Annotated in this window: 20 protein-coding genes and 2 pseudogenes; 9 read left to right on the top strand and 13 right to left on the bottom strand. The window is 44.1% G+C overall.

Annotated features, from left to right (window positions below; translation table 11 throughout):
* Nucleotides 1–157: 157 nt before the first annotated feature.
* Both ABU165_RS14640 and ABU165_RS14635 read left to right on the top strand, forming a co-directional pair.
* Nucleotides 158–1,384 carry an MFS transporter gene (locus ABU165_RS14640; protein ID WP_224950311.1) on the top strand — a complete coding sequence of 409 codons (1,227 nt, stop codon included), beginning with the start codon at nt 158–160 and terminating at the stop codon, nt 1,382–1,384.
* Between the two features lie 257 nt (nt 1,385–1,641).
* Nucleotides 1,642–2,673 (top strand): class I SAM-dependent methyltransferase, encoded by a 1,032-nt coding sequence (locus ABU165_RS14635; RefSeq protein WP_009793821.1) that lies wholly within the window; start codon nt 1,642–1,644, stop codon nt 2,671–2,673.
* 39 nt (nt 2,674–2,712) lie between these two features.
* On the opposite strand, the gene ABU165_RS14630 is transcribed toward ABU165_RS14635, so the two are convergent.
* The 4 genes from ABU165_RS14630 to ABU165_RS14615 form a co-directional block, all read right to left on the bottom strand.
* Nucleotides 2,713–2,871 (bottom strand): hypothetical protein, encoded by a 159-nt coding sequence (locus ABU165_RS14630; protein ID WP_009793820.1) that lies wholly within the window; start codon nt 2,869–2,871, stop codon nt 2,713–2,715.
* A gap of 153 nt (nt 2,872–3,024) precedes the next feature.
* Entirely contained in the window at nt 3,025–3,132 is a 108-nt protein-coding gene (locus ABU165_RS14625; protein ID WP_009793819.1) for a YjcZ family sporulation protein, read from the bottom strand.
* Nucleotides 3,133–3,226: 94 nt separating this feature from the next.
* On the bottom strand, nt 3,227–3,505 hold the full coding sequence (locus ABU165_RS14620; protein ID WP_094769013.1) for a hypothetical protein: 279 nt from the start codon (nt 3,503–3,505) through the stop codon (nt 3,227–3,229).
* Nucleotides 3,506–3,657: 152 nt separating this feature from the next.
* Nucleotides 3,658–4,311 (bottom strand): hypothetical protein, encoded by a 654-nt coding sequence (locus ABU165_RS14615; RefSeq protein ID WP_094769012.1) that lies wholly within the window; start codon nt 4,309–4,311, stop codon nt 3,658–3,660.
* Nucleotides 4,312–4,587: 276 nt separating this feature from the next.
* On the opposite strand from ABU165_RS14615, the gene ABU165_RS14610 reads away from it, so the two are divergent.
* Nucleotides 4,588–5,805, top strand: a complete 1,218-nt coding sequence (locus ABU165_RS14610; protein ID WP_009793816.1) for a NupC/NupG family nucleoside CNT transporter — start codon at nt 4,588–4,590, stop codon at nt 5,803–5,805.
* A gap of 50 nt (nt 5,806–5,855) precedes the next feature.
* Here ABU165_RS14610 and ABU165_RS14605 read toward each other — a convergent pair.
* Nucleotides 5,856–7,783 (bottom strand): annotated as a pseudogene (locus ABU165_RS14605) (endonuclease MutS2).
* Nucleotides 7,784–8,317: 534 nt separating this feature from the next.
* Here ABU165_RS14605 and ABU165_RS14600 point away from each other — a divergent pair.
* Nucleotides 8,318–9,802 carry an aldehyde dehydrogenase family protein gene (locus tag ABU165_RS14600; protein WP_009793813.1) on the top strand — a complete coding sequence of 495 codons (1,485 nt, stop codon included), beginning with the start codon at nt 8,318–8,320 and terminating at the stop codon, nt 9,800–9,802.
* A gap of 200 nt (nt 9,803–10,002) precedes the next feature.
* Entirely contained in the window at nt 10,003–10,602 is a 600-nt protein-coding gene (locus ABU165_RS14595; RefSeq protein ID WP_009793812.1) for an SCO family protein, read from the top strand.
* Nucleotides 10,603–10,770: 168 nt separating this feature from the next.
* Here ABU165_RS14595 and ABU165_RS14590 read toward each other — a convergent pair whose 3' ends face one another.
* Nucleotides 10,771–10,905: a hypothetical protein gene (locus tag ABU165_RS14590; protein WP_009793811.1), complete on the bottom strand. Its 135-nt coding sequence runs from the start codon at nt 10,903–10,905 to the stop codon at nt 10,771–10,773.
* Nucleotides 10,906–11,214: 309 nt separating this feature from the next.
* On the opposite strand from ABU165_RS14590, the gene ABU165_RS14585 reads away from it, so the two are divergent.
* Nucleotides 11,215–12,834: an ABC-F family ATP-binding cassette domain-containing protein gene (locus ABU165_RS14585; protein ID WP_318060706.1), complete on the top strand. Its 1,620-nt coding sequence runs from the start codon at nt 11,215–11,217 to the stop codon at nt 12,832–12,834.
* Between the two features lie 85 nt (nt 12,835–12,919).
* On the opposite strand, the gene ABU165_RS14580 is transcribed toward ABU165_RS14585, so the two are convergent.
* Complete coding sequence (locus ABU165_RS14580) at nt 12,920–13,057, bottom strand: YuzL family protein (RefSeq protein WP_009793809.1); 138 nt, start codon at nt 13,055–13,057, stop codon at nt 12,920–12,922.
* Between the two features lie 104 nt (nt 13,058–13,161).
* Between ABU165_RS14580 and ABU165_RS14575 the strand changes: the two are divergent.
* Nucleotides 13,162–13,407: pseudogene (locus tag ABU165_RS14575) on the top strand (YkuS family protein).
* A gap of 67 nt (nt 13,408–13,474) precedes the next feature.
* Here the strand turns inward: ABU165_RS14575 and ABU165_RS14570 are convergent.
* The 3 genes from ABU165_RS14570 to ABU165_RS14560 all read right to left on the bottom strand — a co-directional run bounded on the left by ABU165_RS14570 (nt 13,475) and on the right by ABU165_RS14560 (nt 17,171).
* Complete coding sequence (locus tag ABU165_RS14570; RefSeq protein WP_009793807.1) at nt 13,475–14,638, bottom strand: D-alanyl-D-alanine carboxypeptidase family protein; 1,164 nt, start codon at nt 14,636–14,638, stop codon at nt 13,475–13,477.
* 252 nt (nt 14,639–14,890) lie between these two features.
* On the bottom strand, nt 14,891–15,877 hold the full coding sequence (locus ABU165_RS14565) for a glycine-rich domain-containing protein (protein ID WP_318060705.1): 987 nt from the start codon (nt 15,875–15,877) through the stop codon (nt 14,891–14,893).
* Between the two features lie 76 nt (nt 15,878–15,953).
* A complete protein-coding gene (locus tag ABU165_RS14560) occupies nt 15,954–17,171 on the bottom strand; it encodes a DHH family phosphoesterase (protein ID WP_318060704.1) in 1,218 nt (405 codons plus the stop codon).
* A 167-nt stretch (nt 17,172–17,338) separates the two neighbouring features.
* Between ABU165_RS14560 and ABU165_RS14555 the strand changes: the two genes are divergently transcribed.
* Nucleotides 17,339–17,794 carry a cupredoxin domain-containing protein gene (locus ABU165_RS14555; RefSeq protein WP_318060703.1) on the top strand — a complete coding sequence of 152 codons (456 nt, stop codon included), beginning with the start codon at nt 17,339–17,341 and terminating at the stop codon, nt 17,792–17,794.
* Between the two features lie 815 nt (nt 17,795–18,609).
* Here the strand turns inward: ABU165_RS14555 and safA are convergent.
* Nucleotides 18,610–19,233 (bottom strand): SafA/ExsA family spore coat assembly protein, encoded by a 624-nt coding sequence (safA, locus tag ABU165_RS14550; protein ID WP_009793802.1) that lies wholly within the window; start codon nt 19,231–19,233, stop codon nt 18,610–18,612.
* 184 nt (nt 19,234–19,417) lie between these two features.
* On the opposite strand from safA, the gene ABU165_RS14545 reads away from it, so the two are divergent.
* Nucleotides 19,418–20,467: a hypothetical protein gene (locus ABU165_RS14545; protein WP_248137534.1), complete on the top strand. Its 1,050-nt coding sequence runs from the start codon at nt 19,418–19,420 to the stop codon at nt 20,465–20,467.
* 78 nt (nt 20,468–20,545) lie between these two features.
* Here the strand turns inward: ABU165_RS14545 and nadE are convergent, their stop codons facing one another.
* Both nadE and ABU165_RS14535 read right to left on the bottom strand, forming a co-directional pair.
* Nucleotides 20,546–21,370, bottom strand: a complete 825-nt coding sequence (gene nadE, locus ABU165_RS14540; RefSeq protein WP_318060702.1) for an ammonia-dependent NAD(+) synthetase — start codon at nt 21,368–21,370, stop codon at nt 20,546–20,548.
* Nucleotides 21,371–21,385: 15 nt separating this feature from the next.
* The gene (locus ABU165_RS14535) at nt 21,386–22,849 is read right to left on the bottom strand and encodes a nicotinate phosphoribosyltransferase (protein WP_009793799.1); all 1,464 of its coding nucleotides are present in this window, start codon (nt 22,847–22,849) and stop codon (nt 21,386–21,388) included.
* Nucleotides 22,850–22,858: the final 9 nt, after the last annotated feature.

The raw sequence follows: 22,858 nt of genomic DNA, 5'->3' as shown, positions 1-22,858 counted from the left end.
AATGATTTTGTTATGTGACATAAGTCCTTCAATAGGTCTATGTTCTTAATCGAGAAGGTCCCACCTTTTACCCTTTTTATGCCAAATGTATTGTTTTTTGAGAAGCGAAAGCATACAATCCATTGCGGCAACGAAAAAGGAAAAAGGAGATTAAGAATTGAAATATACACAAAATGAAAAGCTGAGCATCTATAATGGCCTGGCTTCTACTATTTCTACGAATGCGGTCAACGGCTACATCCCCCTACTGGCCATCAGTGTTCTTGAGGCAACAAATCAGCAGATGGGACTGATAAGTTCCCTTCCTTCTATCATCGGCCTTCTGGCCATCATTCCTGGAGCAGTTTGGATCAATCGTTCACGGAGCAAAAAAAGGGTGGCTGTTGCTTCTACATTTGCGACAAGATTTCTTTTTATGCTGATTTTATTTGTACCTTTCCTGCCAAAGGAATATGCGCCATGGTTTCTTGTTGGGCTTATTGGTCTGCTCAATTTCCCGGGAGCTGTTTCCGGACTGTCCTGGCAGTCCATGATCGGAGATCTGGTCCCTGAAAAAAGACGCGGTGAATTCTTTAGCACACGCAACCGCCTTAATACAATTGCTGCCATGTTTATAACTTTCGGGACAGGATTTTTCCTGCAGCAGTATGACCAAGGTTCCCCTTTTCCGTATCAATTTCTCTTTGTGCTCGGCTTCCTCTTTGCGCTGCTTGAAGTTTATTACCTTTTTAAGCATAAAGAAAGCCCGGTGATAAAAGAAAAGCCGGAAGAGGGCATCAAGACAAAGAAACTATCATTAGCTGTTTTCAGGCACAAGCCATTCCTTACATTTGTTGTCTGCGGACTTTTATTTAATTTTGGTGCCCAGATGGCATGGTCCATTTTCAGCATATATCAAATAAAGGAAGCAGGAGCTACTGCCCTGTGGCTTTCCCTGTTTTCTGTAACCAACCAGCTGGCCCAGATTGTCAGCATTAAATGGTGGGCTAAAGCGGCGGACAGGAAAGGCAACAGCTTTATCCTATTCATTGCAGCAGCTGGCATGGCAACGGCCCCGCTCCTTACAGTCGCTTCATCCAATCTTGTTTACCTGACGCTAATCAATCTATGGATCGGCCTTTTTGTTTCGGGGACTAATCTGCTACTGTTCAATCAGCTTCTTAATGCTTCGCCGGAAAAAAACCGGACCAGCTATATAGCCAACTATAACTTTTTGTTATCCCTTGTCGGTTTTATCGCCCCGCAATTCGGAGTGTTCCTGCTTGATCATTTCGGTATGTTATCGGCTATGAGCATAACTTCTGCTGTTCGTTTTGCAGCAGCGCTTTCCTTCCTGTTTGCGGCTCTAACATTAGAAAGAAAAAAGATGGCTGCGGCGATTTAAGAGCAGGATATCCTGCTCTGTTTATCTTTAGACGGTTTTTGTGTCATTGCTGCTAATGATTAGATCATTTTTGTGAAACCAAGTTTTACAGACCTGTAAACACACTATTAGTCACGAGGATTATCCAGCTAAATGGTCCCATCACAATATGAAGCAGTAAAGCCATAGGAAAGTCGTTTTATTTCCGCCTATTAAAGGGATTGACATTTCCTGTGTTGAATAAATATTGATAACGCTTACAAACGGGGGTGGTATTGTTGCTTGAAACCGAAATAAAAGCAGATGAGATTAAGGAGGAAACCTCTCTCCTTCCCTCTTACAGGAGGGATATGCGCGAGTATACGGAAAAGCAGGCCGGCAGATTCATTAAGATGAACACTGTAAAGGATTGGTCCTTGCTCTCGTGGAAAGACATCGGGAAGCCGTACGAAGTGACATCATTTGCAAAAGAAAAGCATGACTGGGAAAGGGAGCATGAAAAGGAACTTCCCGTCCATACATCCTGGGAAATGTTCAACCGTTCCTTTCATCAGTGGTTTGTTAAGGATGTCCCAGCCGAAATGGACAGGTCTAAGAAGGAATTCTTGAAAAATGCAGCTATGATGAAGCCCCGTGCAGCGAAATCAGCTTTGGGCGAGCTGGTAAGGCTGTCACTATGGAATTATGTTCACAGGATTCAGGATGGGATTTGGGATCCGCGCGGAAAAAGAGGCCTATTTGCCAACTTGGACCTTGAAAAACCCCGTATCCTGTTTTTAGGTGCTGCAGAAGGATATGAAGCAATGCAGCTGTCTGCCATGTATCCAGGCGGAGAAGCAGTACTGGTGGATTATGATCCGTTTTGCAGGGATGCACGCTTTGAAGAATTTCCGGAATCATATCCCTTCCTTGGCCAAAATAAACAAACAGGGGGCAGAAAAGCTTTTTACAAAAATGATTTCCAAATTGACTATGTAGTGGAGGATATCAGGAATCTGCCTTATGGGAAGGAATTTGATATTGTCTTGAGCGTGGGGCTGCTGGAGCATTTCCCTGACAAATTAAAGCCCGAGGTGGTCGATTGGCACAGAAGTTTTGTGAAACCATCAGGGTATATCATTATGACGACTCCAAGAGCACAGCTCAGGTCCAAGCTTTATTATGAAATAATGGCCGATGTTATGAACCACACGTACCGGGAGCTTATGACAGTCGAACAGATGGGGCTTTATATGTATGAAAACGGACTGGAAATTCTTCAGCACGGAATTATAAAAGTGCACAATGGCATTGTAGCAAGAGCAAGATAAAGTGACAGAATCAAGCTGCATAGCGCAGCTTGATTCAAGTCAATTCTTATAGTCTGCCCTTTTGCCCACTTCAGGTTCTCCGCCGGTTTGATTGCCTGTTGTAGCGGTATAGCCGACTTGGTAGGATGAATTGCGCTGTTTCTTTAACGCATCCGGCATTTTGTATTGTGACATGTCATCCTGTGCTTCTTTTGGCATGATGAATCCCTCCTTGAGGCTGTCATTATATTGTTTTCTTTTTCAGGATTTTAATTCAGGGAGATCATCCATGCGAGCAAGAATGGTTTAGGGGGAAAACGCAAAAAGGAATCTGCCTGAAAACAGATTCCTTTTGCTCAAATGCAGAAAGGATTAGAAGCCTCCCCCAACATAAGCAGCGCCAACAATAATCAAAAGGATGAAAAGCACGACGATAAGGGCAAACCCGCCGCCGTAGCCGTATCCAGCTCCACCGCTCATTCATTGCACCCCCTTTATGCACGACCTAGGGTATTGTATGAGAAGGATGACTGTTTTGAATGGGCTAATAGTATCTTTGTGCTTAATTGAGCTCTTACCATAGAAATGGGACAAAAGCTAAAGCAGCAATTGCTCCGAACGCAATGCCGATGCCAAAGCCTCCCCAACCCCAGCCCCAGCCGTAAGGATACGCAAATCCATCAAACTCTCCATAGCCGTGGCCGCCGTAATTCCTGCCGCCTGCAGGTCTGATAAAAACCTTTGAAGGTGTAACACGTTCAATAACTCCCACATGCTCTCTTCCATGCACAGTCCGGATCCGCACCATTCGGCCCATGCCGCCTCTGCACTGATTGTAATAGCTTCTTGACATTTCAATCACCTCCGATATGTTGTCCGCTAACATCATATGCAGGAGGGCCTGTCAGCTAATGGACAAACGTCCGGGGACAAGTGCGGATATTCCTAAAGCTGGACCAGTATATGTTGCGAAAAAAAGTGCGGAGCAATTTCTGCCCCGCATTTTTATACGGCATTCCTATCCAAATATTTTTTTGTCAAAAGCAGGCTGGCAATTAAGATTAGCTCAAACAGATTCGTAACTGCAGCACTGCCTGGATCAAATGGTACAGCACTTCCTGCAGCCATAATAGCAATTCCGGCAAACATCCAGAACCAGCCTGTTTTTTTCCAGACAATAACTCCGGATATCAAGAGAAAGACCGATACACCGATCACCATTATTGGAGGACCGTGAGCATGCAATGGTGCATATTTCAGCACCCCGTATTCAGTTACTGCCTCAAGCTGAAGATTCCTGATGGCAAAGAATTCTATAGACATTAATACAATGGTTATGATCCAGGCAATCCCCAGGCTTTTCTTTTGATCAAGCACCCTTGCACCCGATTCTTTTGCAGCATACCAGGCAAAGAGAACGAGGAGAGGTGTTGCGGCGGCATGTAAAATAAATCGCATTCTATTGAGAGACAGAAGCATGTCAGATTCTCCGGCTATCCGTCCTGCTGCAAGGATGCTATTATCATAGATCAGGCCGGCAATCACAACTAGCAGCACATCTCCGTATGTGGACCTTCCCTTTTTAAATAAAAGAAAAATTCCCCAAACCAGCAGCAGAGTGTAAATGATAGCATAAATACCGAAAAAATAAGGATCCATCCAATCCCCCCTTTGTTTTTTCTTCTGTTTCCCTGAACCTGCTCAGACTAACCATATTTAATTTTCCGCAAAAGCGAATATGGAAAATAGAATCCATGTATTAATTTTCTAAACAATTTTATTAAACAAAATACTGGACTGTAAACGGATTCATGTTAAAATGAAACAGGTAAATTAGTTGGATGTCTGACGTCTGTTCTCATACAACATTTGGAAGACGTTTATGAATATTTTTATAAGCTAGAGATTACTATTAGTTGTTAAGGGGTGGAACTGATGAATTTACTTTGGGGACTATTTGGGATTGCAGTCGTTCTTGGAATCGCACTTCTCTTCTCTTCAAACAGAAAAGCGATCAATCTAAGGACGATAGCTGGCGGACTTGCCATACAGCTTATCTTTGCTTTTGCTGTTTTAAAATGGAATGCGGGGAAAAAAGCACTAGAGATGCTCACTGAAACGGTGAACAATATCGTAGGCTATGCGAACGAAGGAATCAACTTCCTGTTTGGCGGCCTGTTTGCCGATGGAACGAATATCGGGATGGTATTTGCCTTTCAGGTTCTGCCGACTGTCATATTCTTCTCATCTTTAATCTCTGTTCTTTATTACATTGGTGTCATGCAGTGGGTTATCAAGATTATCGGCGGAGGACTTTCAAAACTGCTGGGGACAAGCAAGGCAGAATCCATTTCTGCAGCAGCAAATATTTTTGTGGGCCAGACAGAAGCTCCTCTCATCGTCCGTCCATTCATCAGTAAGATGACCCGGTCGGAATTATTCGCTGTCATGACGGGCGGACTTGCTTCAGTTGCAGGTTCAGTCCTTATCGGTTACTCCCTGCTGGGGGTGCCGCTGGAATATCTCCTTGCTGCCAGCTTCATGGCTGCTCCTGCAGGCCTGGTATTAGCAAAGATCATGATTCCGGAAACAGAACAATCACAGACAGATAAAGAGATTACTATTGAGAAAGATACAGAATCTGTCAATGTAGTAGATGCAGCCGCAAAAGGCGCCAGTGTCGGCCTTCAGCTTGCATTGAATATCGGTGCCATGCTTTTGGCGTTCATAGCGCTTGTTGCTATGATTAACGGATTGATCGGCTTTGCCGGCGGGCTATTCGGTGCAGACAATCTGTCTCTTGAAATGATTCTCGGCTATGTATTCTCGCCAATTGCATTTGCGGTGGGTGTTCCGTGGTCAGAAGCGGTTCAGGCTGGGGGATATATCGGTCAAAAGCTTGTTCTGAATGAATTTGTGGCCTATTCTTCCTTTGCCCCTGAAATCGGGAATCTGTCTGAAAAAACTTCAGCCATCATCAGCTTCGCTCTATGCGGATTTGCCAATATTTCATCCATGGCCATCCTTCTTGGCGGTCTTGGAAACCTGGCTCCCGACCGGAGAGGCGATATCGCTAAACTCGGATTCAAAGCAGTCGTAGCAGGTGCGCTGGCTTCATTGCTGAGCGCAGCAATTGCAGGAATGCTTTTGTAAGTATGCAAAAAGGAAAGAAGCACTTCGCTTCTTTCCTTTCTTTTTATATGTTAATCATCAGCATCTGCACTTAAACCTTTTACATGCTTCTTACCCATCTGCTTCAGAACTTTCCGATTCTCTTTTGTATCAAATATGATGGAAAAATCATATTCTTCCGATATAGCTCCTCTGCCTTAATATACAGCTTGAGTCTTTTAGAGTTGATCTCCTTTTTCTCTCCTTTAATTTGCACAATATATTGATCCCGGCTGTCTGGTCCTTTATAAATAATCCCCAGTTCACCTGTACTTGTATAGAGTACATTGTCACCTGTTTTAAAGGCGGCAGGCTTTTCTATTTTTGCTGTCTTCTCTCTTTTCTTTTCGTGCTTCTGAACAAATATTTGCCTCTCCATCTTTTTCTTTGCTGTATCATCTGAAAGTTCCTGTGGATAGCTCTTCTCTATCCCGTATGAATAGTAATGGGCCCTTTCAATCAGCTTCGGATGGATTCCAAGCTTTAAAGCGATGGCAAATGCCTGGCTTTCTCCTGACTCTCCTATTTTCAGCCTGTATGTTGGCTTTAAGGTGGCAAGATCAAATTCCATGCTTCCATTTATAAAGCCTTCATGATGCTCTGCAAAAGATTTGATCTCTTTATAGTGCGTTGTTGCCAGGATAGCAGCTCCTTTCCTGTGCAGCTGCTCCAGAATAGCTGCTGCCAGCCCCATTCCCTCCCCCGGGTCAGTGCCTGAGCCAAGTTCATCCAGAAGCACCAGGGAGTCAGCAGTGGATTCTTCTAAGATTTCGCCTATATTTTTTATCCGGGAGCTGAAGGTGCTTAAGTTTTCTTCAATGCTTTGGCCGTCCCCTATATCAACCAGGATCTTCTGGAATATGCCCATTGAGCTTCCCTGGGAAACCGGGAGAAGCAGGCCGCATTGAGCCATCAGGGCGAGCAGGCCGACCGTTTTGATGGCAACTGTTTTGCCTCCTGTATTCGGTCCCGTTATCACAAGGGCTGTAGTTCCGCTCTGTCCAAGCTCTATTGTTAGAGGGACTGCTAAGCTCCCCAGCGAAGGATGTCTGGCATCAAGGAGGCGGAAAGACTGATCATCCTGAAAACAAACTGGGATGCCCTCAATCGCCAGCCCGTATTTTCCCTTTGCAAAAACGATATCATAATGGATCATTGTCTCGGCCGCCAGCTTGATTTCTTCATGCTTATCCTCCGCCAGCCCTGTCAAGTACAAGAGAATGTTAAGGATTTCCGACTCTTCATCTGAATGCAGCCAATTCAGCTGGTCCTGGTGTGCTCCGATTTCTTCAGGTTCAATAAAAAGGGTTGAACCTGAAGCACTTCTGTCCAGCACTGACCCTTTGATCTTATACCTGTATTCCTTCTTTACCGGCACCACATACCGGCCATTCCTCTGGCTGACTACCCGCTCCTGCAAAACCTCTTTATATTTAGCTGATTTCAGGATCTGGTTCAATTTTTCCTTAAGCCTTTCTTCCTTGATAGCAATCTGTTTGCGGATCTTCAGGAGGTCCTTGCTGGCATGGTCATCTATCCCCCCATTCCGGATGCAGCGCATTAGTTCTTCTGCAAGGAAAGGCAGCTCGTCAACAGAGAGTATATAGGAAGATATTCTTGGAGCAAGGTTAGACTTGTCTTTCATATACTTCTTAAGCTTCTTGCAGGATTGCAGAAATTCATATAGCCTGCTAAGCTGTTCTACCCGCAGCACAATTCCTTTGTGGAATGATGACAGCAGGGCTTCAACCCCTTTCATACTGCCGATGGGAACACTGCTTCCGGTTTTAAGAATTGCAGCTGCCTCAGCAGTTTCGTCTGCCAGTGCTTCGATCTGGCCTTTTAGAAAGGATGGCTCCATGCTGAGTATCTTTTTTCTTCCTCCTTCCGTCAAAGCGAATTGAGCCGCATTTTCTTTTACCACATGGAAATCTAAAGACTCATAAGTGTGTGAATTCAATTTTTTTCCTCCTTTTTATCAATACAAAAAGCCGCAATGAACTATATCATTGCGGCTCCCAAAAATAGGATTCAGCATATATCAGTATTCAAAAAAGCTGTGCTCAAAGAACACAGCTTTCCACTGATAGAAAATGCTGCAGGCTATGACCGAGTTCTTAACTCTATTCCATGGGCACACTTAAATAAAAGTTCCCTTCCTTAATCTTTTAAGAAAGAGCCCCGGAATGACCGTATTTGATTAACGGTTTAGTTAAGAACGGCACCTAACATACAACATACCCCTTTTGCTGAACAAATTATTTAATACAATATAATCATATACAAGGGAGGCCACAGAAGTAAATAGAATTTTTCTTTTTATCAGAAATTTGAAGGGATAGACAAAAAGCGCAGAAGAATATTGTCGAAAACTATCTGAAAATTTGTTCTCTTTTTATTTGAATAATAGAATCTGTAAATGCTAACATAGTTTATGGAAGCGCTATCAAAATAGGCTTTTGGCTACATAAATTAATTTCAGGGAGGAATTGCAATGACCCAATTAACAATTAATTTGAAGGAAAAAGTAGAAAAGTTCCTGGCCGGAAAGAAAAAGCTTTTCATTAATGGAGAATTCGTGGAAAGCGCCTCTCAGAAAACATTTGAAAGCTATAACCCTGCTACCGGTGAAGTTCTGGCGACCCTGTATGAAGCAGGTCCTGAAGACATTGATAGAGCCGTGCTCGCTGCAAGGAAGGCATTTGATGAAGGAAAATGGTCCAAGATGGGCAGCGCTAAAAGAAGCAGATTAATGTATAAACTCGCAGATTTAATGGAAGAACACAAAGAAGAGCTGGCACAGCTTGAAACCCTGGACAACGGTAAGCCAATCAGGGAAACCTCTGCAGCTGATATCCCGCTTGCTGTTGAGCATATGCGCTACTATGCGGGCTGGACGACAAAAATCGTCGGACAGACAATTCCGGTAAACGGCCCATTCTTTAACTATACACGCCACGAGGCTGTTGGAGTGGTCGGCCAGATCATCCCTTGGAACTTCCCTCTCCTCATGGCAATGTGGAAGCTTGGGGCGGCACTCGCCACAGGATGTACGGTTGTTCTCAAGCCGGCAGAGCAGACACCTCTCTCCGCTCTGTATCTGGCAGAATTAATCCAGGAAGCGGGCTTCCCTGAAGGAGTCGTGAATATCGTCCCCGGCTTTGGTGAAACAGCAGGCCAGCCGCTTGTGGATCATCCTCTGGTCGATAAGATCGCGTTCACCGGTTCTACAGAGGTCGGAAAAATGATCATGCAAAGGGCTTCCAAGACACTGAAACGTGTCACGCTGGAACTTGGCGGGAAGTCGCCGAATATCATCCTTCCTGATGCCGACATGACAAAGGCCATCCCAGGCGCATTGAACGGAGTCATGTTCAACCAGGGCCAGGTATGCTGTGCAGGATCGCGTGTGTTCATCCAGAAAAAGCAGTTTGATAATGTAGTGTCCGATATGGTAGATCATGCCAAGAAGATCAAGCAGGGTGCCGGCCTGCATGCTGATACGCAGATAGGCCCTCTCGTTTCAACAGAACAGCAGAACAGGGTCCTTGGATATATTGAAAAAGGCGTCAGCGAAGGAGCGGAACTGCTTGTCGGCGGAAATAAGCCATATGAAGAAGGTTATTTTGTCTCCCCTACTATCTTTGCCGATGTACGTGATGAGATGACGATTGCCAAAGAAGAAATCTTTGGTCCTGTCATCTCGGCGATGCCGTATGAAGATCTTGATGAACTGATTGCCAGGGCAAATAACAGCGAATACGGCCTGGCGGCGGGCGTCTGGACGAAGGACGTCTCCAAAGCCCATTATATCGCCAGTCAGCTCAGGGCAGGAACTGTTTGGGTCAACTGCTATAATGCCTTTGACGCAGCCTCCCCATTCGGCGGCTATAAACAGTCTGGCATGGGCCGGGAAATGGGATCCTACGCTTTGAATAATTATACAGAAGTGAAGAGCGTCTGGATCGGAATGAACTGATCCAATCATTAAAAGAGGGGCCCGCGGGCTCCTTTTTTTCTTTTATAACTCTACTTGAGAAATTATCGAATCACCCAGATAGTGCTGTCCATATGCCACGGAGCCGGATGAATATTTTTTTGCTCCTGCTTTTAAAATTTCACATAATATCCATGTCATTTTTTCCTTCTCTTCCCTATTCTTAAGTGGGAGGGAACGAAATGAAGAAACTTTATTGGATCAGCTCTATCCTTATTATTGCCGGGATTTCTGCAGGGATTGCTTTTTTTGTCATCAGGGATCATTCAGCAGAAATTCCTGAAGATCTATCATTGATTAATGAAAATGGTGAAACCTATGATTTCAGCGAGCGTGGACAGACCTTAACATTAGTTGAATTTATCTATACCCATTGTCCTGATATCTGTCCCACAACAACACAAAAAATGAATATGCTCAGAAGCGATCTGGAGAAAGATCATGTTTTTGGCAATAAAGTAAAATTCATGACAGTAACCATTGACCCTTATCGCGACACACCTGAAGTGCTGAGTAAGTATATGGACACTTTTGAAATTAATAAAGACGGGAACTGGGTGTTCCTGACTGGAGATCGAGACAGCATGAAAGAAGACCAGCAGGAAATACAGGAGCTCGCCAATGCCTTCCAGTTTCAGTACCGTGATCCCGGGGATGGCTTCTATGTGCACAGCACCTATGTTTATCTCCTGGATAAAGACAATAAATATATTAAAAAGTTCCCAATGGGTGAAAGTTTTGATAGAAAAGAAGTATATAAGAAGATTTTAAAGGAGCTGTAAATCCAGGGTTCCCACGGCCTGGATTTTTTCTTAAGCACGAAAAAGGCTGACTGCCGGAGAGGCAGGTCAGCCTTTTGTATGTATATTCATTCGTATGTTTCTTATGTTCTTCAGGCTGCACAACAGGAGACAGCTGTATATGTGCCTGTCTCCTGTACCTCTCTAGTCTCAGTTCGTGGAGGAAGATATCTTTCCGGCCTGGTTAATGTGCAGCAGGTAGTCAGATTTTGGCTTAGTGAAGCTTATCTTTATGCCGGATTTTTTCAAACGGTTAACTAAATCGACGAGCTGCTTTTTAGCCATGTCAAAAAACTCCTTTGTTTTGCCTGTATGTTTTCATTTTACATGAAAAATATGAAAAAACTATGACATTCGGCAAATTAAATGTGAATAATTTTTGATAACTTTATTTATAAAAAATTGGCACGCATTCTGAGTCAGCTGATTTACTCTATCTATTTCCCATTTCTTCTCAGCTGAAACTTTTTCTCTTGCCTTTCTTCTTATTCTGCCTTTTTCTTTTCATAGGCACCTGTTGGAAAGATTCGCTCTTGGACGCTGAAAGTGTTATAATTCTTACGATATTGTTTTTTTTGGAGGAATCAAACCTATATGATAACTGTCAGCAACGTAGGTCTTCGTTATGGCGACAGGAAGCTGTTCGAAGATGTTAATATTAAATTCAATCCCGGTAACTGCTATGGCCTTATCGGCGCCAATGGTGCCGGGAAGTCGACATTCCTGAAAATCCTCTCTGGAGAAATCGAGTCCCAGACGGGTAATGTATCACTTGGCCCAGGAGAACGTCTTGCAGTATTAAAGCAGAACCACTATGAGTATGAGGAGCATGAGGTACTTACGACGGTCATCATGGGCCATGCCCGCCTATACCAGGTTATGCAGGAAAAAGACGCCATCTATATGAAAGCTGATTTCTCTGATGAAGATGGAATGAAGGCAGCTGAGCTGGAAGGTGAATTTGCTGAACTGAACGGCTGGGAAGCTGAATCTGAAGCGGCCATCCTGCTTAAAGGCCTTGGAATTGGCGAAGAGCTCCATAATAAAAAGATGGAAGATCTTACAGGATCAGATAAAGTAAAAGTCCTGCTTGCACAGGCTCTATTTGGCAAGCCTGATGTCCTTCTGCTAGATGAGCCTACAAACCACTTGGATATCAAAGCAATCCGCTGGCTTGAGGAGTTCCTGATCAACTTCGAAAACACAGTCATTGTCGTTTCCCATGACAGGCACTTCCTTAATAAAGTTTGTACGCATATTGCCGATCTTGATTTCGGAAAAATCCAGGTTTATGTCGGGAACTATGATTTCTGGTATGAATCAAGCCAGCTGGCTTCCAGGATGGCATCTGATGCAAATAAGAAAAAAGAAGAAAAAATCAAAGAGCTGCAAAGCTTTATTGCCCGTTTTAGTGCAAATGCATCAAAATCCAAGCAGGCAACTTCCCGGAAAAAGCTGCTCGATAAGATCTCCCTTGATGATATCAAGCCTTCTTCCCGCCGTTATCCTTATGTTGGATTCACGCCGGAGCGCGAGATCGGAAATGATCTTTTAAGGGTAGACAGTATCAGCAAGACGATGGACGGTGTCAAGGTGCTCGACAATGTCAGCTTCATTATGAATAAAGACGATAAAATTGCACTTGTCGGTACAGATGAAATTGCAAAAACGGCATTGTTCAAAATCCTTACCGGAGAAATGGAACCGGACAGCGGTTCATTTAAATGGGGCATCACGACTTCACAGGCGTATTTCCCTAAAGACAACTCGCAGTATTTTGAAAACAGCGAACTTAACCTTGTTGACTGGCTGCGCCAATTCTCCCCTCAGGATGAGAGTGAAAGCTTCCTGCGCGGATTCCTTGGCAGAATGCTGTTCTCAGGCGAAGAAGTGCTGAAAAAAGCCAGCGTGCTTTCTGGTGGAGAAAAAGTCCGCTGCATGCTTTCAAAGATGATGCTGAGCGGTGCGAATGTGCTTCTTCTTGATGAGCCGACAAACCATTTGGATCTTGAATCTATCACAGCATTGAATAACGGATTGACCAGCTACAAAGGTTCCATGATCTTCGCTTCTCATGACCATCAGTTCATCCAGACCATTGCAAACCGGATCATTGAAATCACTCCGAACGGCACTGTTGATAAGCAAATGACTTATGATGAATACTTGGAAAACACAGACCTGCAAAAACAGGTAGCTGAAATGTATAAATAAAAGTGAACCAGGAAAGCACTGCTTTCCTGGTTTTTCTTATTCCTGATCAAGTTCCGGTTTAGTATCAGGCTAAGATTTTCAGGGGTCAGACATCTTGTTTTTTTGTCTTTTTTCTTGCTGAATCAGCTTTGAACCTGCCTGTTTCATTATTGGTCGTGCCCTGTCCCTCAACTTCAGGCGAGCTTAAGCCGGTTTTGGAAGGATCTTTTTTATGTTTGGCCATCTTAAACACCTCCGTTTATTATTTTAACTCCCAAGCCCCATCTCATTCATGGGAATAAGACCACGCTCTTTCAGGCATCATAACATTCAGAGGAGGTGTAAGTTATGGCGAAACGTATTGCGGTAGAACAATCTCTTACCAATATCCAGGAGGCACTCCGTGCGAAAGGTTATGATGTAATTGACATGAAAACTCAGGAGGATGCCCAGAATTGCTCCTGATGTGTAGTGACAGGACTGGACTCCAATGTTATGGGGATGCAGGATACTTTCACACAATCTTCAGTCATCGAGGCAAACGGGTTATCGGCAGATGAAGTTTGCCAGCAGGTTGAATCAAGGCTTCAATAAATGGCGCAGAAGACTAAAGGTTACTCTTTAGTCTTTTCTTTTATAAAAAGGCATTGAATCAGCTGATTCAATGCCTTTGTTTGATTCTGCGGTATAGTTTCCGTGACATAATGTAAAGAGAAGCCAGTAAAAGCACAAATACCATGTAAAAGACCCCTGACTTAACCGGTGTCTCCTCAATTTCCTGTGCCTGGACCGCTTCAGAAGGACCTGCAGCTTTTACGGCCTCCGGCTCGAGGGGGAAGATTTGAATCAGTTTTCCGCTTCCATCAACGATTTTCAAAAGGCCTTCTTCTGTGACGATTTTTTCAAAATGATTCAGCGGTAATGTGACAAAGCGGTCTTTTCCGCTAAAATAAATCTGGTCCCCTTTTTGAAAGGAAGTTTCTTTGCTGATCACAGAAGACTTGAAACGGCTGAAGCCGTAGTCAAATAAGGTTTTTGTATCATTATAGATATCCCTCTTGAAATCTGCTTTCATGACGATGGCAGTCAGCTGGATTTTTCCGTTTTCTGCGGAAGTGGCCAGCGTCTGCTTGCTTTCGTTCACAAACCCTGTCTTTCCGCCGGTTATCCCGGTATATGGCACTTCCCCTTTTAGCATCCGATGGTGGGTAAATATCGTTGTATCCCAGCTTTCTCCATCCCATGCGAGCTCTTTTGTCCCGTAAATCGTTCTGAAGGTATTGTTTTTCAAGGCATAGCTGGTAATAAGAGCCATGTCTTCAGCTGTCGTATAATGCCTTTCATCAAACAAGCCGTGCGGATTTGTAAAATGGGTATTATGGACATGCACTTCTTTTTCCAGGAATGTGTTCAAATTTCTCTCATACTCTTCTATATTTCCGTCAATATGCTCGGCAATAGCTGCAGCAGCATCATTCCCTGAGTTTATCAGCATCCCCTCGATCAGATGCCTGAGCGTTGTCTTTTCGCCTTCTTCTAAATAAACCTTAGTCCCTTCTGTTTCAACAGCACTCCTGCTGACAGTCACCATGTCATCCAGATTTCCTTTTTTTATAGCATAAATAGCGGTGGCAATCTTTGTCAGGCTGGCTGGATACATCCGGTCAGATCCATTTTTGCTGTATAAAATAGCATTTGATTGCGAATCAATTAAAACCGCAGCCTCACTCACTATGGCAGGTTCTTTTTCTTCTTTTGCGACAGCGCTCTGTCCGGCGTGTACAGTAAGCATGAAAACCATTAAAGCGGATAAAAATTTCTTCATCTGTCAATCTCCATTTGCTGATTTTGATAGTGCTAAATTCCCTAATTTTGATTGTACCAAAATATTTTGCGGCAAATGGGCTTGTTTATGAATTGTTACAAAAATGAAAAATAACAGGTTTGGTGAATGTTGAGGCTGGGTATATAGCCGGCCAAATTGAAAAGCCATCTATTAAGATGGCTTCAAACAGTGTGCTTTTTTAAAAGCTGCATATTTAGTTTAAAAACACTTTTTATCCAGGGCTGCAAAGGTCTAGCTTCCCCCGCAGCCGCCTCCTCCTCCGCAGCTTGAGCAGCTGGATCCGCCCGAACAGTTCGCCCCCCCTGAACAGCTGCCGGAATCTGAATCATGATCAGTGCTGCAGGCAAAACCGGAACAAGAGGTCGCACCCGCATACCCGCTCTTCATCATTTCTACAGGAAGCACCTCTTCAATATGTGATGAATAATCATCATGCTCATATATCGAGAAAAATACGGCTGCCGGAAGAAGCATGCTCATATCATGTGAAGAAGAAATCCGCGTGAATGGCTTTTTTTCATTTTTGCTGAAAGTCATTTCTGCTTCCCTGATAGCATTTTTGAGCTGCCGGATCAGATAAAGCTGAATTTCTCTTGCAGCTTCTCCATCCCTGAAATACTTTGCTAGAAGCTCTCCTTCAGATTTGGTTCTGAAATCATGCAAAATGCCCTGCTCAATCGGTGTTCTCAAAAATTCTCCCCAAATCAAGCGGCTGTTTCTTGCCGGAGAAAAGACCTGAAGGTAGACCCAGTCGAAAAAGGCTCTTTCCCCTGGGATGGGAACTATCTCCATATTGGGTGTGTGGTGCAAAAAGCTGTTGTAGAACTTTTTCGAGAAATCTTCATAATCTCTTGTGAACATAAGCATCTCATGCCAGACTGCATCCACTTTCCCACTGAACATCGGCACCGATTTTAAGATGCTGCTTAGCACAAAGAATCTTTTAAGCTCAAAGAATACCCAGTCAAAATGCTTTTCCGACCAGGAAGGATGCTCTTTCAGCATTCTATTTTTTATATTGGACTGAAATCCGTCAGACATTGCTTTTTCTAAATGCTGTGCAAGCGGTTTGGCCGCATCTTTTTCGATGCCAAGCCCTTCAGGCAATTCATCCGCATACAGTCTCGGACGCCTTTTTCCTTTATTGCCGCTGATGATAGAAACCGCCATACCAAAGATGAATACGAAAACGATGATAAATACAATGAAACCTGCCATTCTCCCCCTCCTTATGACTGATACTACCATTATATTCTGTCATGCATGTTTTTTACAGGAAAAAACCGCCATATTATCAATGGCGGTTTCCCTTGCTGGAATTCAGTTTTGCTTCAAGGAAGAAATCTTTTAAATAATCGATGAAATTTTCGTCTCTGGCCAGCCAGGCGGAATGGTTCCTTTTGAGGTCATGTTCCGCAGCCGTAAAGCTGTCATATTCTTCCCCTGCTGTTCGGCCATTCACATCAATTTTCCATGAGTCGTTGTCCTTGAAGATGAGGAAATGATCTCCCTTTCTGTTCTCATAAAGAGAGCCTGAGCCGGATTCTTTGTGATTATGTTCATTTTTATAGGCGTCACCCTTAATGGGGTCTTCTGAAAAAACGTCTTTCACAAAAAGGGAAAATGCCTCTTCAGTCATGCTGCTGCCTGATGCTTTGGCATGCCCGCCGCCTCCGAACCTTCCTGCTATTGCTGAAACATCGATATGATCATGGATGGTCCTGTAGCTTATCCTTTTTCCGCCTATGCTGAGCAGGGCAATATAGTCCAGGTGAGGGAATTCCTTTCCAAGCTCATTGCCAAGCTCGGAGTGGTAAGACTCTGCGTGGACAATTCCCGCACAATGCTCCCCTATAAAAGCCTGGACGATTTCCCGCTTTTTTCTTCTCATATAACGTTCAATCTTGTCTTCTTCCATTTCGAGAAGTTTTTTCTCAAATTCATCAAACTCGAATGACGCGCTATCTTTCAGCCGGTCGAGCATCTTCTCTTCAAATTCTTCAATGGAAAGAAGGAAAAAGAGATCATTCAGCTGTTTTGCCTTCATGTTCCCGTTCTGGTCCCATTCCCATGTATCATATTGCCTGACGAGCTCTACAAATTCTTTAAGTGCTTCTGTTGGGGTTATGTGGTCTTTCTTGATCAGATAATCGAAAAACAGGGACGTTGCAGAAGCAAGCCGTCCGTCATCATATTCCACGGTTACACTCGCCCAGCTGCTGCTGTTCAGATGCAGAGCGGATTTATGGTGATCGATCAGCTGCACGGAGCCTCCCTCCTTCTGCAGCTGGCTTAGCCGCTGTTCATTTTCTTCATTAACAGATAAATCTGTGATCAGCAGTATATCCTGTTTCTTTTCTTTGTTTTTCAGCCGGTCCAAATGACGGCTTATCTGTATATCCAATCCGGAGACCGAATTATAGCGGACCTCTGCCTTGTCACCATATGCAAGCTTTGCTAATATTCCGCAGCCTATCCCATCAAGATCATTATGTGTAAATAATCGGTACATACTACACCTCGCCAAAAATGTTGTCCTGAATAGTGTGGTGAAACTTTCCTGTTTTATGCCTTTTACCCAGCTGGAACAAAAATTAAAAATATTTTGTGGAATAAGACAAGTTCCCCCGCCCCCCTGGCATATCTTTAATATAGATCAATTCAAAGGGGGATCTGTATATGCCATTTTTAGTTTTAAAAAGAAGTACCGTTATTTTCGCACTGGTTCTGCTGGCAGCTGTCGTGTCGGCAACAGGCTGGTTTTTGCTGGGCAAGGACAGCATAAGTGTATTCAGCCAGGATAAAGCAGCGGCGGCTCCAAGAGAAATACACATGGTCACAGGCGAATTCAAGGCGACGCTGCCTGATGGAAAGGAACTTGAAGCATACCGCTGGGATCCTGGAACGATTTTCATCAAGGAAGGCGAAGAAGTCATTTTAAAGATTTCCGGCATCAACGGCATGGAACATCCGTTCATCATTGAAGGAACTGATATAAAAGGGATCGTGAAAAAAGGCGGTGAAACATCAGTGCCGGTCAAGATTGATAAAGAAGGCATTTACCGCCTGGTCTGCCTTACCCATCCTGATAGAGACAGCAACGGGCCGATGATCGGGTATATTGTTGTGGATTGAAAGGAACCACCGCACCTTTTGATGGCGGGTGGACAGATTCGGGAATAGAATACGCCGGCATTGTGTTTTTTCTGCTTGAAAGGAAGAATAAAGAAGTGCCTATTAGATTAAACAAAACGGCGTTTTTTGAGGAGACTAGTGTGGAATAAAGAATCTAAGACCGGAGGGCTTCATGGATTCTTTCTGAGACCTTCTGGCAAGCATTTTACGTTACAGAGTGCTTCATATCATCCAGATGAGACACTTTGGCAAGTATTATACAAATTAGCGAGATCCAGTACAGCCGACTAAGACCCCCTGGCAAGCATTTTTCAAATCAGAAGGTACTAGTTCAGCCGACTAAGACCCTCTGGCTAGCAATTTTCAAATCAGAGGGCACTAGTACAGCCGACTAAGACCCTCTGGCTAACATTTTTCAAATCAGAGAGTACTAGTTCACCCGACTAAGACCCCCTGGCTAGCAATTCTCAAATCAGAGGTTACTAGTTCAGCCGACTAAGACCCTCAGGCTAGCAATTCTCAAATCAGAGGGCACTAGTACAGCCGACTAAGACCCTCAGGCTAGCAATTTTCAAATCAGAGGGTACTAGTTCACCCGACTAAGACCCCCCGCAAACACTCCACAATTCAGAGGGCTTTTGATCAGCCGACTGAGACACTCGCCCTATACAGTCCAGTTTGCCCGAGCAAAATTTCAACTCAATGAATAAACCTCTGTTCTGTTCCCCGATTAAATAAAAAGAGGGTTCCAGCGCATCAGGCTGGAACCCTCTTTTTCCAAGATACATTTGCTGTTCAGTATAGCCAATGCCTTCCTATCGCCCAATAAACATCTGTGTCCAGTAATGCCCGTAGCTGCCTCCTTTGGCATATCCGACGCCGATTTCGGTGAAGCTGCTGCTGAGGATGTTTTTGCGGTGGCCTTCACTGTTCATCCAGGCGGTGACTGCAGCCTGTGGTGTGGATTGTCCGGCAGCGATATTTTCCCCTGCTGTCCTGTAGGAAATTCCAAAGCTCTTCATCATATCAAATGGTGTACCATAGGTTGGAGAGTTGTGATCAAAATAGTTTTTGTTGATCATATCCTGGGATTTGTACCTTGCAGTCCTTGAGAGCTCCCAGTTGGACTTAAGTGGCTTCAGGCCGTATTTCGCCCTTTCTTTGTTTACCAGCTGGACTACCTGTTCTTCGGCAGATTGTTCGGCTGCTGCTGAAGGAATGGTGATCCTCTGGCCCGGATAAATGAAATGAGGGTTTGTGATATGGGAATTCAGATTGATGATTTCTGTAATGCCCGCCTGATACTGCTGGGCTATTTTCCACATCGTATCCCCTTTTTGTACTGTATGTACGGTTGAAGCGTCCGCTGTTAAGCGCGTTCCAAAGACAAAGGTGACGGAAAGCAATAAAATGATAGAATATTTCAGTAATGTTTTCATACTGCTATTTAACCAGATAGATAGTCTCAGAGCCAGCGGTAATTCCTGGCCATTTTTGCGGGATTTGCCCTCTCTGATGAAACCTGGAAGTGGAGTCAAATATTCATAAATGTTTCACAAAGCTGCACTCAAAGGCCTTCTTGCACTCCATCAATTCCTATATAATGGAAATGAGGTGAGAACTATGTTGTTGTCCATTAAAAGGTATGATAAAGCTACTTTTGCAGTACTTGCAGGCATGGTAATCGCAGCAAATTGCCTGCTTTATCGGACATCTTATTTAGCTCCTGTCCCTAAGGGAGTTTATTGGGGCACTTTGGCGGATTTGTATATTGTCCTGCCGGCTTTGGTTTATTTTCTCCTTTTAAGGAGAAAACACTCTATTCTATATTTAAGCCCCGTCCTTTTTGCCGCTTATGTACTCTCACAAGTGATTATCCCTGACGGACACCTGCAATCAGCCAATATGTTGCAGTTTATGCTTATTCTCGGGGAAATCTTAATCTTCTCGGCTGCAATACTGGGAAACAAACAAAAAATATGGCAATTTTATAAAGAACTTAATAGGCGGAACACCCATGATTCTTTTCTGAAATACAATTTGGACAAAGCAGCCGGAAAGTATTTTTCTGATTCAGCGGCTCTCAGGCTTTTAATGTCTGAAATCGCCCTTTTCCACTATTCCTTATTTTCTTGGAAAAGAAAGCCTCTGACAGACACTGGCACTGTATTTACCTATCATAAAAAGAAAAGCTCAACGGCCGTTTACATCATGCTGATTCATGCAACAGTTCTTGAATCGGTTGGACTGCACTTCTTTCTGCATCAATGGAATGCGGTTATTTCTTATATTCTTCTTATAGTGAATGTGTATGCAGTTTTATATTTCATCGGAGAGCTGCATGCAATGCGGCTGACCCCTTATCTATTGACACAAGAAGTCCTTTTGCTGCAAACAGGGCTTTCCAAAAGCATGGAAGTGAAGCTCAGCAATATTGAAAGCATATCTTTCTACGAAGGTCCCGAAAAGTTTACAAAAAAAGAACTGCAAACTCTCTATGATGCAAGGGCCATCGACTTTATGCAGGAAAAGCCTCAGATTGAAATCAGGCTTAAAGAGCCGGGAAAAGTACTGATGCCTTTCGGAATAGTCCAGCAGGCTGACCGGATTGTTCTGGACGCTGATGAACCGCAGGCATTCGCTGAAGAACTTAAATCCAGACTTCCAAAGTAAGAAAAGCCGTCCACTGATTGGACGGCTTTTCTTAGTATTTACTGGCTCTGTCCGGCATTTCTGCCATAGGTCCGTTTTTTATTTTTTCCACCAGCTGTCAAACATGGAAGCAGGCAGCTGTCTTTTATGTTCGGTGATCAGGTATCTCTTTTCGATCTTTTCGGCAGATTCAGGTGAAACCTCTTTTCCTTCCAGGTAATCATCCAGCTCATCATAGCTGATCCCCAGCTCAGTCTCATCCGCCTGTCCCGGCTTATTATCTAGAAGGTCGGCGGTAGGGGTCTTGAGATAGAGGCGTTCTTCTGCACCCATTTCCTTCAGGAGCGCCTTACCCTGGCGTTTCGTGAGACCTGTTAGAGGAAGTATGTCTGCTCCGCCGTCGCCATATTTCGTAAAGAAGCCGGTAACTGCCTCTGCTGCATGGTCTGTGCCGATGACAAGAAGTCCTTCCTGGCCGCCAATAGCATACTGGGCAATCATGCGCATCCTGGCTTTTACATTACCCTTATGATAATCAGACAAAGGCTCGCCTTTTGTGATGGTGTCAAATTCTTCTTTAACGGCATCTACAGCATTTTTTAGATTAAAAGAGTATTCAGTGTCGGCTTTGATGAATGAAAGAGCAAGCTGTGCGTCATCCTCATCCTGCTGCACTCCATACGGAAGGCGGACGGCTATGAAGCGCACTTCATGCCCTTCACTCCTCAATTCCTCCACTGCCATCTGGGCCAGCCTGCCGGCAAGGGTTGAATCCTGTCCGCCGCTGATTCCGAGCACATAGCCTTTTGCCTGGGAGGCCACCAGGTAATCTTTCAAAAATTGGACTCTATTTCTGATTTCTTCAGAAGGATTAATTTCTGGCTTTATATTTAACTCTTCCATAATTCTTTTTTGCAGATTCATTTTGTTTCTCCTCCTCTATTGATTCCGTTTCACCTTTTCTCTAACTTGCTCAATATTGCGCATTTTGTTTTCCCAGCATAATGTGCTCAAATCAACCGGATATTCCTCAGGATTGAGGGAGCGCTTGTATTCATCCCAGAGCACATGCAGATTGCTCTTTGCAAAAGCTTGTATTTTGTTGAGCTCAGGGGTTTCATATACAAGCTTCCCATCACGGAAAATATCATGATGCAGCTCCTGTGCCTTAAAGCTGGTGATGAATTTGCTGATAAAGGTATGGACCGGATGGAACATTTTCAGCCTTTCTTCTTCTTCGGGCCGTTCATTCTCCATAGCAATATAGTCGCCCTCTGATTTTTGATTAGCCGTATTGATGATCCTGTAAACCTTTTTCAGGCCAGGGGTTGTGACCTTTTCAGGGTTGCCGCTGATTTTGATGGTGTCTTTCATGTTACCTTCTTCATCCTCAATGGACACAAGCTTATAAACGGCACCCAGGGCTGGCTGCTCATAAGCCGTGATAAGCTTTGTCCCGATGCCCCATGTGTCTATTTTTGCACCCTGGGCTTTCAGGTTCATGATGGTGTATTCATCAAGGTCATTTGATGCTACTATCTTTGCATTCGGGAACCCGGCTTCATCCAGCATCCTTCTGGCTTCTTTTGAAAGATAGGCAAGGTCGCCGCTGTCCAGCCTTATCCCTATAAAGTTGATTTTATCGCCAAGTTCCTTCGCTACCTTAATGGCGTTTGGAACCCCGGATTTCAGGGTGTCATAAGTATCTACCAGGAATACACAGTCTTTATGCCGGCGTGCATATTTGTGAAATGCAGTATATTCATCCCGGTAAGCCTGTACAAGCGCATGTGCATGTGTACCGGAAACAGGAATGCCGAACAGCTTCCCGGCCCGCACATTGGAGGTTGCGTTGAAGCCTCCGATATAGGCCGCTCTTGTTCCCCAGATGGCAGCATCCATTTCCTGTGCTCTTCTCGTTCCGAATTCCATCGCAGTTTCCTCGCCGACCACCTGCTTGATGCGGGAAGCCTTGGTTGCAATAAGGGTCTGGTAATTAATAATATTCAAAAGCGCCGTTTCGACCAATTGCGCCTGGGCAAGCGGAGCTTCAATCCTCATGATCGGCTCGTTTCCGAAAACAAGTTCACCTTCCGCCATTGAACGGACAGATCCGGTGAATCGCAATTCTGCCAGATACTCAAGGAAATCTTCTTTATAGTGAAGCTCATCCCTTAAATAATCGATATCTGTTTCAGTAAAACGGAAATTTTCGAGATAGCCTATTACCCGTTCAAGGCCGGCAAAAATACCATAGCCGTTTCCAAACGGTAGCTTCCGGAAAAATAGCTCAAACACCGCTTTACGGTTATGAACGCCATCCTCCCAGTATGTTTCGGCCATATTGATTTGATATAAGTCAGTATGAAGAGTCAAACTGTCGTCCAGATACTTTCCTTTCATGTCCTACCT

Source organism: Cytobacillus sp. T106 (assembly GCF_040492155.1).
GTDB lineage: Bacteria > Bacillota > Bacilli > Bacillales > Cytobacillaceae > Bacillus_AB > Bacillus_AB infantis.
The sequence above is the reverse complement of the archived record's forward strand: the minus strand, read 5'-3'. Positions and strand labels throughout refer to the sequence as shown.

Coding starts and splice junctions, on each gene's coding strand:
- ABU165_RS14630 (WP_009793820.1), bottom strand. CDS start 2,871: ATGCCAAAAGAAGCACAGGATGACATGTCACAATACAAAATGCCGGAT.
- ABU165_RS14625 (WP_009793819.1), bottom strand. CDS start 3,132: ATGAGCGGTGGAGCTGGATACGGCTACGGCGGCGGGTTTGCCCTTATC.
- ABU165_RS14620 (WP_094769013.1), bottom strand. CDS start 3,505: ATGTCAAGAAGCTATTACAATCAGTGCAGAGGCGGCATGGGCCGAATG.
- ABU165_RS14615 (WP_094769012.1), bottom strand. CDS start 4,311: ATGGATCCTTATTTTTTCGGTATTTATGCTATCATTTACACTCTGCTG.
- ABU165_RS14610 (WP_009793816.1), top strand. CDS start 4,588: ATGAATTTACTTTGGGGACTATTTGGGATTGCAGTCGTTCTTGGAATC.
- ABU165_RS14600 (WP_009793813.1), top strand. CDS start 8,318: ATGACCCAATTAACAATTAATTTGAAGGAAAAAGTAGAAAAGTTCCTG.
- ABU165_RS14595 (WP_009793812.1), top strand. CDS start 10,003: ATGAAGAAACTTTATTGGATCAGCTCTATCCTTATTATTGCCGGGATT.
- ABU165_RS14590 (WP_009793811.1), bottom strand. CDS start 10,905: ATGGCTAAAAAGCAGCTCGTCGATTTAGTTAACCGTTTGAAAAAATCC.
- ABU165_RS14585 (WP_318060706.1), top strand. CDS start 11,215: ATGATAACTGTCAGCAACGTAGGTCTTCGTTATGGCGACAGGAAGCTG.
- ABU165_RS14580 (WP_009793809.1), bottom strand. CDS start 13,057: ATGGCCAAACATAAAAAAGATCCTTCCAAAACCGGCTTAAGCTCGCCT.
- ABU165_RS14570 (WP_009793807.1), bottom strand. CDS start 14,638: ATGAAGAAATTTTTATCCGCTTTAATGGTTTTCATGCTTACTGTACAC.
- ABU165_RS14565 (WP_318060705.1), bottom strand. CDS start 15,877: ATGGCAGGTTTCATTGTATTTATCATCGTTTTCGTATTCATCTTTGGT.
- ABU165_RS14560 (WP_318060704.1), bottom strand. CDS start 17,171: ATGTACCGATTATTTACACATAATGATCTTGATGGGATAGGCTGCGGA.
- ABU165_RS14555 (WP_318060703.1), top strand. CDS start 17,339: ATGCCATTTTTAGTTTTAAAAAGAAGTACCGTTATTTTCGCACTGGTT.
- safA (WP_009793802.1), bottom strand. CDS start 19,233: ATGAAAACATTACTGAAATATTCTATCATTTTATTGCTTTCCGTCACC.
- ABU165_RS14545 (WP_248137534.1), top strand. CDS start 19,418: ATGTTGTTGTCCATTAAAAGGTATGATAAAGCTACTTTTGCAGTACTT.
- nadE (WP_318060702.1), bottom strand. CDS start 21,370: ATGAATCTGCAAAAAAGAATTATGGAAGAGTTAAATATAAAGCCAGAA.
- ABU165_RS14535 (WP_009793799.1), bottom strand. CDS start 22,849: ATGAAAGGAAAGTATCTGGACGACAGTTTGACTCTTCATACTGACTTA.